The sequence below is a fragment of the Citrobacter sp. BDA59-3 genome (assembly GCF_015167655.1).
Lineage (GTDB): Bacteria > Pseudomonadota > Gammaproteobacteria > Enterobacterales > Enterobacteriaceae > Phytobacter > Phytobacter diazotrophicus.
Genome location: NZ_CP063427.1, coordinates 2,239,863 through 2,252,227, shown reverse-complemented (window position 1 = coordinate 2,252,227; position 12,365 = coordinate 2,239,863). Strand labels below are relative to the sequence as shown.

Sequence of the window (12,365 nt, the reverse complement as noted above, 5' to 3'; positions counted from 1 at the left end):
CACAAATAATGCCAACAGAAAAGAGGGTTACATCGAAAGTTGCCCCTTTTCTGGCCCGATAAAAAAGACCTGCCGAATAAGCAGGTCTGAGAATTAAAATAAAAGACGTCGGGATGGCGGTCAGGACAGCGCTTAATCAGGGTAAGGCATACGCCATTAACGCGTCTCCGGAGCGGGTTCCCAGCCCTCCATGCCCACCGGCAGCGATAACCACATACTGTTTGCCATCATCGCCCTGGTAGGTCATTGGCGTTGCCTGTCCTCCTGCCGGAAGCCGTGCGCGCCAGAGTTCGTTGCCACTGGCCTCGTCAAACGCGCGCAGGTAATCATCCGCTGTGGCGCCGGTAAAAATCAGCCCACTTTGGGTGATGACATTTCCCCCCATCATGAAAATCCCGGTCGGCAGAGGCAGATTGGTATGGGTGCCGAAAATGTTCATATCGCGCGTGGTTCCCGCCGGGCGCTCCCAGATAATCTTTTTGCTCACCAGGTCGATGGCGTAGATTTTCCCCCACGGCGGCGCGTTGCACGGAGCATCCAGCACACCCAGCCAGGGTTTAACGATGGCCGCCCAGGGGGTGCCATATTGCGGCCCGACGGAAAACTCTTTCGGTTTGGGATAGGGTTTTCCACTTCCCCAGCCGGCCCATTTCTGCATTAATCCCTGCTTAATCGCCTCTTCGCTTTTCATTACCTGCATGGTGAACGGGATATAGCTGGTATTGGCAATCAGCACATGATGGCGCGGATCGACAGAGGCGCCGTACCAGTCAATCACCCCGTCAAAGGCCGGATAGGCAATGGACGTGCCCTCTGCAGGCGGCGTGAATTTACCCTGATATCGGTAACGGTGGAACTGGATGCGACACCAGAGCTGATCAAAGGGAGTGGCACCCCACATATCGGTTTCGCGCAAATCAGCCGGAGAGAGATCCGGCATCCCCACGGAGTCAGGTTGTGTTGCCGATAAACGCTCGCCAGGCAGCGAGGGATGCTGTGGAACGGGCTTTTCGTTAACCTGCGCCAGCGGTGTGCCCGTTCGTCGGTCGAGCAAGAACAACTGTCCCATTTTGGTGGTCTGCACCAACGCGGGTACCGTTTTACCCCCCTCAACGGGCAGGTCAATTAACGTTGGACCAATGGGCACATCATAATCCCAGACATCATGATGTACCGTCTGGTAATGCCAGCGTTCCTCCCCGGTGCGGATATCCAGCGCCACAATGGCGCTGGAGTAACGGTCATCAAAGGGGCGCCGACCCGCACCATAATAATCAGGCGTAGCATTGCCCAACGGAATATAAATCACCCCCAGTTGAGCATCCACAGTATAGGTTCCCCAACCGTTCGGCGTCCCGCGCGTATAGTTCTCACCGGGGTTAAGCGGCGCGGTGGGCGGATTACGCCCCATATCCCAGGCCCAGGCCAGTTCACCGCTGTTGACATCATAGGCCCGGACAACGCCAGAGGGCTCGCCGGTAGACTGGTTATCGTATATCCAGCCCCCCAGCACAATGCGTCCATCCATCACCATCGGCTGTGAGGTGATGAAATGGAAACCGGGCGGCACATCGCCCAGATGATCGGTCAGGCTGACAAAGCCATTCTTACCGAAGTTTGCACAGGGCTTACCCGTCTGTGCGTTGAGCGCCACCATACGGGCATCCGCCGTGGTCGTGATAATTTTTTGCGGGCAAATCGTATCGTCAGCATTTTCGCTCCACGCCACGCCGCGGCAGGCCAGATACTCATTGGCCGAGGTATCGTTCTGCGGGTCGAACCGCCACAGCATCTTACCCGTCGTGGCATTAAGCGCGATCACCTGGCGATGGGGCGTACAGATATAGAGCGCATTACCCACCTTGATGGGCGTCACTTCAAGGTTAAATTCACGCCCGGCTTTGTCCTCCCCCTTTTGCATAACATCGCCAGAGTCAAAGCGCCACGCCAGTTTCAGTTGCGCGACATTCGCAGGCGTGATCTGCGCCAGCGGTGAATATAGCTGACCCTCAGCGGTGCGCCCGTAATATTTCCAGTCCTTTTCGCCGTCTGTCAGGGCGGTTGTTTTCTCCGCCGGAAACAGCTGGTGATGGACAAAACGCGTGTCCGAAATCTGCCAGCCGCTCCAGAAAATGCCGATAATCGCGACCACATACACCAGGGCGATGGCGCTGCCATTTCGTCTGGCTGGCGCAGAGCGCGTCAGAGGGCGAACCACCCAGGGCATGCTTACCCACAAGCCCAAAACCGCAGGCAGCAGTAAACGAGGCATCAGTTGCCAGCCATCCAGGCCGACTTCCCACAAAGACCAGATGACGCACAGGACAAAGGTGAAAAGATAAATCCAGACCCCGGCCAGACGCTTTCGCCACAACAACACGCCGCTGAACAGGAAGCTGCAGCCAAAAAGCAGATATCCGGGCGAACCGCCAATAAAAGCCAGCCAGCCGCCAGGCAGCAAAAATGCGAGCCCGAAAAGGGCCACCAGAACACCGGTGACTCGCGCCCATAAAGGCGATGTAGTCTGTGACACAACCCACCTCTTTTGTAAATTCATGTCAATAAAGCTTAGGAAATTTCACATAAGGCGTATTTAAAACCAGAATCGGGAGTATTTCTGGCACATAACCCCTTTATTTTCAAACAGATAAAATCACTGCTTGTTCTTTGCACTCACTGTCCGCCCTGGAAGAACGCCCGGTTAAGGGCTATACCCTTTCGATGAGCAGACGCTGTGCTGAGGATTGAGGAGGTGTATGGGATATCTGGCGTGGACCGCAGCAACCGGTGGTTTATTACTTTTGATGTCGTTGTCCTATGGGTGGATTAGCCGCGTACCGGTCCCCGTCTTTGGGCTGTATCTTATCGTCGGTATCGGCTGTGGCCCCTGGGGTCTTGGCCTGATTAATCTTGATATCGTCCAACACGCCTCCTTAACCAGCCGAATAACCGAGATTGCGATGGCGGCCTCGTTGTTTATTACCGGCCTTAAAATTCGCCTGCCGCTCAGCTCCCCATACTGGAAAATGGGGTGGATGCTGGCCCTGCCCGGTATGCTGTTAACTATCGCAGGCATCATGGTCGCGGCACATTTTCTGGCAGATCTCTCCTGGCCCCTCTCGCTGGCGTTAGCCGCTATCCTGGCCCCCACCGACCCCGTGCTGGCAAGTCTGGTGGCAATCAACGACGCCCGCGACGGCGACCGGCTGCGCATCGCGTTATCCAGCGAGGCCGGTCTGAACGACGGTAGCGCCCTGCCGTTTCTGATGCTGGCGGTGGTCTGGTATAAAGCAGGCGGTACGATCGGCGCCGATGAATGGCTACGCTGGGTGAGTGTCGATCTGGTCTGGGCGCTGATTGGCGGGTTAGCGATCGGCTTTCTTCTTGGCAGAGTCATTGGCCTTGCAGCCACCCATTCCCGCCATGCGCAAGGAGAAGTCGCCCCCAGCGATTTCATCGCGCTTTCCCTTATCTGTCTGAGCTTCTCGCTGGCCATGGCGGTGAGTGCGTCCGGTTTTTTGGCGGCGTTTGCCGCAGGTGTCGGCTTGCGTAGTGCGGAAGTGAGCGTACAGAAACGCCATTCTGAGGAAGACGACCATGACTTACCTGCGGAAATGCAGGTGAATCCCCATACCCGACATGCGCTGGAAGAGCGCAACCCAATAAAGCAAGTCGGTCTCGTCATCGGCGATGCGTTGTCTTTTGGCGATACGGTGGAGCGTTTGCTGGCCGCCACGCTGGTCATCGTTCTGGGGGTAACCTTCGCATTACACTGGGACGCCACTGCTCTGATGCTGGCATTGATTATCTTTGTGATCGTCCGGCCACTGGCGGTATTCATCCTGACATGGCGCGCAAACGAATCGCTGTTTCATCGCATAAGCCTCGGGTGGCTCGGTATCCGTGGCATCGGCAGTCTGAACTATATCGCTTATGCCTGGGTTCATGGCCTGGCGGGAAGCGAGGCAAGCAGGATGGTGGATATTGCCATTACGGTTGTTACCCTCAGTGTATTTATCCATGGCATATCGGTGACGCCTTTATTGGCGCTGCGCCGCAAACGTGAAGAAGACCAGTAAAGCGGTGTTTTCGCCGGGTAGCGATAATCTGGATTTTCTTCTCATCCTCGTCTTCACGCCTGCTGCAACCAGAAGAGTTTTCACTTGCCTCTATACTTAGTGCCGGAGGTCATTTGATGAGAACGTTTTTTAAATCTTTATTTGCCAGCCCGGACGCCTTATTGCAGGTGATGAGTCACAGTGAAATTCAGGACGCCATTGAGGATGGCGAGCGGATCGTTGTTGACGCAGATGGTAACACGTCGGTGAATATCCACTGCCAGAAGGTGCAGGATGATTTCAAACGGCATGTCGATGCGTTAAAGAGGGCTTAGGGATGGGCACAGCGATTTTTATGGTTTTGATGGTCTGTGGTTACTGGTACAGCTCGCATGACCTCTCCACCCGTTTCAAATTCAAACGTAGCTTTGGCTGGGATGTCTATTTCCTTGTCGCCCTGTATGGCTGCGTGTTCGTTTTGCAGGGTATGCTGGCCACCGCCGTTTTATGGCTGGCGCTGTTGACAGGCTCACTCGTCACCAATGCGTTACCCGGCATTTTTGGCCCGGAATATCACCACTGGCATATGACGTTTATGAACTGGACCTTTTTAGGCATCCAGGCGCCGGTAGTCATTATGCTGGCCTTCGCCGTCGTTTTTTGTTTGTGGCGTTCTAACTGGTCGCCAACCGCCCGCCTTGATACCCGCGGGCGCAGGGAGTTGTATAAGCATTTGTCCCGCGCCAACGGCGTTGAGGGGCTGGTTTATCAGTGTATGGAGAAAGGCGATCTCGCCTGGATAACCCTGACGTCGCAGCGCATCTATATTGGCATGATCCACACCGCCACCTTCGACAGCGCGGATGCCAATAACATTGTGCTGATCCCGATGCTGAGCGGTTATCGTGACCGCGAAACCCTGGACCTGCACGTTGAGCACAACTACAGCGCATGGTACGACGCCCATGATATCGACGTGCGTGCGGCGGTAGATTTTCGCAAAGTCCTGCTTCTGTCGCAGGTGGAAAGCTTGTCGCTATTCCACCCGGCGCAGGTAATGGCGATGGGCATTCACAAAAGCACGGACACCCCGGCGCAGCATTTATAGCCAGTTGCGGCCTGGCGCGCTGGGTTCAGTACGTTCAGGCGGGCGCAGCTCTATCTGACGTGAGGCAAGATGCCCGGCCCACAGCCCGGCAATCCACTTCACGCCCCGCGCGGTAAAGCGCGCCTGTGACCAGGTGCGCTGGTTTTCACCGACGCCATCGTGCACCGTAAAATAGCCCGCCTGGCTATACTGCTTCGCCGGCAGTAACGTCCCGCTGACGCGCTGCATGATATTGCGCTCCAGCAAAAACTGACGAAACTCGGGCTCTTTTGCCTTGAGCATTTTACAAAGCTGGCGGAAACCCAGCGACTCATCGACGTTGACGAACCAGTCAAAAAACTCAGCCTTTGGCAGTGTCAGCGCGAGCTGCGCTTCTGCCTGCTGACGCTTTTCATACTGTTCGGCCCAGGCGTGAGCCGCCGCCGCAGGGTTGGTGAAGTCCGGCAGATTCATTGTTTGCTCGCGCTCTTGCCATTTGTCCAGGATATCGGCAGTAAAACCGGGTGAGATACGCGCAACGGTCAACACGGAATCCCGCTTGTTAAGCAGGAACTCCTGACGCATCTCCCCTTCCCGTTCATAGAGCTGCATCTGTACCGGTTGCGACAAACGCTGCGTTGTCTCGAGGCTTTTGACCATGCGTTTGACTTCGTTGTGGGCTATCCCTGTCAGCTTTGCGATTTCACGGCTGCTCATCCTCGCCGACCGATCGTTCAAATTGAGAGTGTCCAAAGGAATCACCATAGCGTTCACCACTTATGCTAAAAAACAACCAACTTGCAGAATTAGTATACAATTACATGGTTAAATATCCAGTATATTTTTAAAGGAAAAGAACAGGTCGTGGGGAAGGCAATAACGCCTGTCTGCGCAGGTTAGTTCTGCTGCCCTTGCGGGTCGCAGCAGCGGGATGGATTATGCGCCGTTTAGCTCAGCCAGGCCGTCTTCGGGGAAGACGGCTTAAAAGAGGCGGCGCTCGCAGAGGTCAATCATCAATCCGGCGCGGATCAGCCCGGCCCTTTGCTGCCCGCCGCCAGCAGAGGGACAAGCACATCGCTGATGGGAACGGGAATACCGTGAAGGTGACCATAACGTTGTATGACGCCGTTGCGAATATCCCACTCCATTGGCCGGTTAGCCTGACGGTCAGCAAGAATCGAGGTTCCTAAATCGGCTGGCGCGCGTTTAAAACCCGCCAGAATCTCCTGCGCGACCGCGTCGCCCAGCGCCGCGCCCTCCGCCCTGGCAACAGACAGGCACTCGCGCAAATACGCCAGCGTCAGTTCACTGATATCTTCGCGGGAGAACATTCCGGCGCGGCGATTGGCAAGGACCATCAAACCGGCCGCCGCATTTTGCAACAATTTACGCCAGGCGACAGAGGGGAAATCCGCCGACAGCTCAACCGCACAGCGCGTCCCCTGCAAGGCCTCCACGACCCGTTTTGCCTGTGGAACATCCGGTAGCGTCAGTCGCGGGCTGGCACGCAGCCAGACGGAGGCATCCGCTTCACGCTGCGCCGGGAACCAGACCACTGAGGGCAGTACCGTTGCGCCATTGACCCAGGGCGCAAGCTGTTTTTTTTGTTCCACGCCGTTTTGCAGCGCACAAACCACCGTATTTTCATCACACAACGCGCTCAGCCAGCCTGCGCTGTCAGCGTTCTGGGTTGTTTTCACCGCCACAAAAACCAGATCGCAGGGATGTTCGATCTTCGTCGGATCGGTCAATACCGGCCCCGGCACCACAATTTCACCCTCATCGTGACGCAACACTAACTTCGGATGCGCAGTACGTCCGCAAAGTCGCGGCGCGCGGCCAGCTTCATGCAACACGGCAGCAATGGTTGTGCCGATTGCACCCGGGCCAATTAGCGCGATGGTCGGATTTTCTGACATCGTTGATTCTCCTGATTCACTTAGCCCATGATCAGTGTGCCGGTGACAATCACCGCGCACGCCAGTAGTTTTCTAAACGTCAACGCTTCGCCGAAAAACAGGTAACCGAGCACCGCCACAAACAGCACGCTGGTTTCACGCAGCGCGGAAACGGCGCCCATCGGTGAGGCGGCCATGGCGAAAATAATGATGCCGTAAGCCAGCAGTGATACCAGCCCGCCTGCCGCCGCACTCAGCAAGCCTGGCTGCCAGCGAAGCAAACTTTTGCTATCACGCAGGATGATATAAAGCACCGGCATCAGCAGCCCCCAGAGCATGCTCATCCACACGGTATAAGAGAGCGCATTGCCGGAAAGCCGTACCCCCATACCATCAGCCACGCTGTAGGCGGCGATAAAAACTCCGGTCGCCAGGGCCTGTTTCACCCCCGGCATTGCCAGCCGACGCTGTCTGAATGCCAGCATCAGGATCCCGGACGAAACGAGTACGATGCCGCCAAGAGTATGAAAGGCGATTTTTTCACCGGCGAACAGCGCCGCCGCGCAGGTGATCAGCAGTGGCGAAGAGCCTCGTGCAACCGGGTAGGTTTGGCTTAGCTCGCCACACTGATAACTGCGTACCAGACACCAGTTATAGCCCACATGCAGCAGCGCGGACAGCAGCGCATATGTCCAGCTTGCGCGAGCGGGTAGCGGCAGAAACAGGGCAGCGGCTGCGCTTGCCAGCGCAATGGCAACGCACATGATGGTCATCGACCATAGCCTGTCTGCGCCCCCGTGTAAGAGCGCGTTCCAGGTGGCATGCAGCAAGGCTGCAAATAGCGTCAGCGAAATCATCGTTACAGGCATGCATTGATGCTAAACAGCCCTGACCACGAAGAACAGTGAAGTGTTGTCATCCCGGCATGAATAAACACTCATACCTTAACGATACCGCCGCTGCGCCTGCAGTGACTCATCCAGTAACCAGTGGCGGAATTTCACAACATGCGGCTGGGTTTCAATCCCCTGCGGGCAGACAAAGTAGTAGGCGGCCGGTGAAGGAAACCGGATATCAAAAAGCCGCGTCAACGTCCCCCCGGCAATCTCTTTTTCCACATGTCCGCTGCGCGCCAGCGCAATACCCTGCCCGAGAAGCGCGGCTTCAATCGTCATATTGGTATCCGCGAAACGCACGTTCTCATGCAGAACGTTGATATTGACGCCAGTTTGCTCAAACCAGGCGTCCCATTTTGGCACCAGGTCAGCGCCGTCACGCGTTAGCAGCGGGTAGCGCAGCAGTTCGGCGGGTTCAGCAGGCGTACCAAAACGCTGCAAAAGTGACGGGCTGGCGACCGGAAATATCTGCTCGCGAAACAAAAACTCGGTAAAGAGCCCAGGATAATTACCGTGACCAAAGCGAATGGCCACATCGGACTCGCTCCCCGCAAAATTGATGGCTTTATCCGAACTGTCCAGCGACACCAGAATCTCCGGATGTAACCGCGCCAGAGCGGGCAGGCGCGGCAACAGCCATTTCAGCGCAAACGAATAGGTGGTGTTGACACGCAATCTTACCCGACCATTTTGTTCACGCAGATCGGCAAGGGTCGTATCCAGTTTGCTGAAAAATTCGCGCACCAGCGGCGCGAGCGCTGCACCGGCAGGCGTCAGGCTCAGGGTTTTACCGCGCTGAAAAAGTTGCATCCCCCAGAGTTCCTCAAGATTTTTTAGCTGATGGCTGACGGCGCTTTGGGTAATGAAAAGTTCTTCGGCGGCAGAGGTAAAGGTGGCATGGCGCGTGGCAACCTCAAACGCGCGCAAGGTGGCAGTGGGTGGAAGATTACGCATGCTTTTCGCCCTGTTAATGAGTAATGACTCATATGACCATAGCGGCGCATCTCTGTGCCAGAGAAATAACAGGGCCCCGCAAACCCAGCGCGCTGGTAAGCAGGGTGCCCGGCAACGTACTGGCATCGAAGACGCGTGCCGGGCAAAATGATGATGCGGTGATGATTTACACGGACGATGCAGCAGAAGCCTGGCTATAGTCGCTCTTTAACAGCGCATAGAGATACTCATCACCCCACGCGCCTTTAAAGAAAATATTCTGCCGGTAATGTGCTTCGCGGCAAAAACCGAGTTTTTCCAGCAGGTTCACAGCCGCTGTATTGCGGGTATCAACAACCGCGGTGAGCCGGTGCTTTGCAAAATCATTAAACAGCATCGCGATGAGGCTACCCAGTGCCTCCCTGGCAAAACCTTGCTTCTGATACGCCGCATCAAAGGTCATACCCAGTTCAGCCTGTCTTCCCTCATCAAAGAAATGAATGCCGATATCGCCGATGAGCGCTCCCACGTCCAGCCGCTCAACGGCCAGTTGGAACCAGGTTCCCTCGCTGTTGAACGCCAGCGAACACTGCTGCGCATATAATGTCTGCGCATCATGCTCAGTGTAATGATCCCAGCTTTGAAACCGGGCGACCTCGGGCAGGCTGCGGTAGCGCGCAAGCTGCGGCAAATCAGCGGGTGTCAGTTTGCGCAATAATAATCGCGGGGTGAGTAGCGGCAACGCCTGTGTCATGGTTCCTCTCTTATCGTTAATCATCCGGGCGATGGGCCGCATCGATATGTTGCAAGCCCCGCAAACGAAAATCTGCGAGGCGGTACGCTCTGTGTTTATCGTTCCTGCGCTTGGGCGCCACGGTCTACAGAAGCGATCGCTTCAAGCCCAACACGTTGGCCGAATGACAGTTCTAACGTATTGCCGTCCGGGTCGGCAAAAAACACATAGTAACCGACGGGGTCACCCAGGTTTTCCGGCGCTTTTCTTAATACGCCTTCCGCGATGGCCATCCCGGTTTTGCGGTCAATCTCTTCGCGGGTTGCACAGGCAACGCCAAGGTGACCAAAATGGCCCAGCGGCGTATCCGTTACGGTGTCCGCCTGAACCAGCACCAGCGCAAACGGGCGGGTATGATCGCTTAACCACGCGACTTTGCGCGCATCCGGAATGCCGGGTTCGCGCTGATGTACGACTTCCATGCCTGCATAGCGGCGATAGAACGCAATACTTTTCTCCAGGTCCCTGACCATAAAAGCAACATGGGTGAATCCAACATCAATATCTTTCATATCCAGAATAACTCCCTCTTGGTCCGTGGCAGCCATCATAAAAGCTCAAGTTAACTTGAGGTCAACAGCAGACTGCCCGCTCCCGATCCCTAATATTTGTAGTGTCACAACGCTAAGAGAGCGGGCCTGTACGCTTTCTGACAGAGACTTTTGCTGTTAAAGCTTTTTCGCCAATGCTTCTGGATGGGGCGCTATTTCGGCAAGTAACCAGCGCTCGAAATCCGCTAATGCGGCGTTATTCGCTCCCGTTTCGCTCGGTTTGACTAAACAGAAGCGTTTGCTGAGGGTTGCGGATTCGGGCCAGGGTGAAACCAGCAGGCCATGCTTCAACTCATTTTCGACATACATCCTCGGCACCAGCGCCACACCCTGCCTTGCCATCACGGCGGCTATTGCCATTTCGTGCAGATCGTAGCGAACCCCCTGCCCCGGGTTATCCAGGTGTATCCCCTTTTCCCGGGCGTACAGATGCCACGCCTCGGGATTTTGCCGTCGGTGAATGCGCGGCAGTGCGTTTAACTGTTCAAAAATATTCTGTTGCGATAACAGCGAAGGGTGACACACCGGAACCAGTGTTTCCTGAAACAGAAACTGCGTGCGCATACCGGCCCACGCGGGATGTTCAAAATGAACCACGGCGTCAAAGCCGCTTCCGGTGAGAATAAACGGGTCGGTGCTGGCGGCGATATTTAAGGTTATGTCCGGGTACAACGACGTGAAGCTATGCAGACGGGGGATCAGCCATCGGCTGGAAAAGGTAGGCAGGACGGCAATATCCAGACTTTTGCCCCCCTCGGGTAATCCCATGATGTACTGGGTGTCCCTTTCGAGCCGCTCCAGCGTTTCGTGAACATGCCGGGCATAACGTGCTCCGGCAGGGTTAAGCTTTACGCGGCTTCCTGTCCGATCAAACAGTTTGCAGTTGAGCAGCGATTCGAGGCGCGCTATCTGGCGGCTGATGGCCCCTTCCGTCAGCGAGAGCTCCTCGGCGGCCCTGGCAAAGTTGCCGTGTCGTGCGGCGGCATCAAAGGCCTGCAGGGAAGTGCTACTGGGTATTTTTCTGCGCATACAAGGGCCTCTCTTTCGCAACTGACCATGCCGTTCAGTGAGGAAATATCACTGACTGGTGAAATATTATCGATTTCCAGGCCACAAAACACCTTATAGCATGAGTAAAAATCATTAAGCAGAGTGAGTGGTTGTCTGCTGGTACTCATGCGGAGGCAGGACAATGTTGTATTTGGTGGAGTGCTCATATACCGATCCAAAGAGCGAGCAAGAGTGGAATGAATTTTATCCTCAGGAGAGATGCCGATGAACGCGCCCTTATTCCCAACATGTCAGATTGGCGATTTTCAGGTAACGGCGCTGAGTGATGGCGATATGTCTGTTAGCCTGGATTTATTGTCAGGCATTGCAGCAGCGGATGCCGCAGCCATTCAGCGCCAGGCCGGAATGGCTGAGCCGGGCAATATCCATATCAACGGCTATCTTATTCGCGGCCGGGGGCGCACCATGCTGGTTGATGCCGGTACAGGCGGGTTGAACAACGCGGGGGGCCAGCTCAAAGCCAGACTCGCAGCTATCGGCATCAATCGTAACGATGTGGAAAGCGTATTATTGACACACTGTCATCCGGATCACATTGGCGGCCTGCTTGATGCCGAAGGACGGCCTGTATTTGAACATGCGGAACTCTTTTTACATCCTCTCGAAGCGAGTCACTGGCGGGATGATGACAAATTAAAAAAGGCGAGTGCGGACGGCCAGCGTAATTTCCGTCTGGCCAGACAAACGCTGGATGCCTATGCAGATAATGTGCGTTTTTTTAGCGCAGATAACATCGCAGAAGGCATCACCCCGGTCTGGTTACCGGGTCATACGCCGGGGCATTGCGGGTTTCGCATTGACGCGCATGAAAGAAGCCTGCTGATATGGGGCGACATTGTCCATTATCCGCATATTCAGACGGCACAGCCCGCCGTGACGATTTTGTTTGATGCCGACCCCGCACAGGCCGAAGACACGCGCAAAAGAATCCTCGCACAAGCCGTGCGTGAAAATCTGCTTATTGCGGGCATGCATCTGGGACCGAGGGGGTTTGCGAACATTGTCAGAAATAATACTGGCTACGCTATTGCGTGGCCCGACGAGCTGAGATGAATTCCGGCTGTGTGTTCAGACGCAC

12 protein-coding genes are annotated in these 12,365 nt (G+C 55.6%); 4 read left to right on the top strand and 8 right to left on the bottom strand.

The genetic code is table 11. The annotated features are described in order from the left end of the window. Positions 1–136: 136 nt before the first annotated feature. Positions 137–2,533 (bottom strand): membrane-bound PQQ-dependent dehydrogenase, glucose/quinate/shikimate family, encoded by a 2,397-nt coding sequence (locus IP582_RS10615; RefSeq protein WP_228007966.1) that lies wholly within the window; start codon positions 2,531–2,533, stop codon positions 137–139. A gap of 223 nt (positions 2,534–2,756) precedes the next feature. Here IP582_RS10615 and IP582_RS10610 point away from each other — a divergent pair, with 223 nt between their 5' ends. The 3 genes from IP582_RS10610 (at position 2,757) to IP582_RS10600 (ending at position 5,166) form a co-directional block, all read left to right on the top strand. Continuing rightward, positions 2,757–4,079 carry a sodium:proton antiporter gene (locus tag IP582_RS10610; RefSeq protein WP_193795906.1) on the top strand — a complete coding sequence of 441 codons (1,323 nt, stop codon included), beginning with the start codon at positions 2,757–2,759 and terminating at the stop codon, positions 4,077–4,079. 116 nt (positions 4,080–4,195) lie between these two features. Next, on the top strand, positions 4,196–4,393 hold the full coding sequence (locus IP582_RS10605; RefSeq protein ID WP_039079301.1) for a hypothetical protein: 198 nt from the start codon (positions 4,196–4,198) through the stop codon (positions 4,391–4,393). 2 nt (positions 4,394–4,395) lie between these two features. After that, the gene (locus IP582_RS10600) at positions 4,396–5,166 is read left to right on the top strand and encodes a hypothetical protein (protein WP_193795905.1); all 771 of its coding nucleotides are present in this window, start codon (positions 4,396–4,398) and stop codon (positions 5,164–5,166) included. Here IP582_RS10600 and IP582_RS10595 read toward each other — a convergent pair. From IP582_RS10595 to IP582_RS10565, 7 genes are all read right to left on the bottom strand, one after another. Then, positions 5,161–5,910 carry a phage antirepressor KilAC domain-containing protein gene (locus IP582_RS10595; RefSeq protein WP_193795904.1) on the bottom strand — a complete coding sequence of 250 codons (750 nt, stop codon included), beginning with the start codon at positions 5,908–5,910 and terminating at the stop codon, positions 5,161–5,163. The two genes, IP582_RS10600 and IP582_RS10595, sit on opposite strands and share 6 nt — an antisense overlap. Positions 5,911–6,173: 263 nt before the next feature. Beyond that, entirely contained in the window at positions 6,174–7,064 is an 891-nt protein-coding gene (locus IP582_RS10590) for an oxidoreductase (RefSeq protein WP_193795903.1), read from the bottom strand. Positions 7,065–7,084: 20 nt separating this feature from the next. After that, positions 7,085–7,912: a DMT family transporter gene (locus tag IP582_RS10585; protein ID WP_193795902.1), complete on the bottom strand. Its 828-nt coding sequence runs from the start codon at positions 7,910–7,912 to the stop codon at positions 7,085–7,087. Positions 7,913–7,987: 75 nt separating this feature from the next. Next, positions 7,988–8,893: a transcriptional regulator GcvA gene (gene gcvA, locus IP582_RS10580; protein ID WP_193795901.1), complete on the bottom strand. Its 906-nt coding sequence runs from the start codon at positions 8,891–8,893 to the stop codon at positions 7,988–7,990. A gap of 166 nt (positions 8,894–9,059) precedes the next feature. Continuing rightward, entirely contained in the window at positions 9,060–9,626 is a 567-nt protein-coding gene (locus tag IP582_RS10575) for a GNAT family N-acetyltransferase (RefSeq protein WP_193795900.1), read from the bottom strand. A 95-nt stretch (positions 9,627–9,721) separates the two neighbouring features. After that, the gene (locus IP582_RS10570; RefSeq protein WP_193795899.1) at positions 9,722–10,177 is read right to left on the bottom strand and encodes a VOC family protein; all 456 of its coding nucleotides are present in this window, start codon (positions 10,175–10,177) and stop codon (positions 9,722–9,724) included. Between the two features lie 156 nt (positions 10,178–10,333). Further along, a complete protein-coding gene (locus tag IP582_RS10565) occupies positions 10,334–11,245 on the bottom strand; it encodes a LysR substrate-binding domain-containing protein (RefSeq protein ID WP_193795898.1) in 912 nt (303 codons plus the stop codon). Positions 11,246–11,491: 246 nt separating this feature from the next. Here IP582_RS10565 and IP582_RS10560 point away from each other — a divergent pair, with 246 nt between their 5' ends. After that, the gene (locus IP582_RS10560) at positions 11,492–12,340 is read left to right on the top strand and encodes an MBL fold metallo-hydrolase (protein WP_193795897.1); all 849 of its coding nucleotides are present in this window, start codon (positions 11,492–11,494) and stop codon (positions 12,338–12,340) included. The last annotated feature ends 25 nt before the right edge of the window (positions 12,341–12,365 follow it).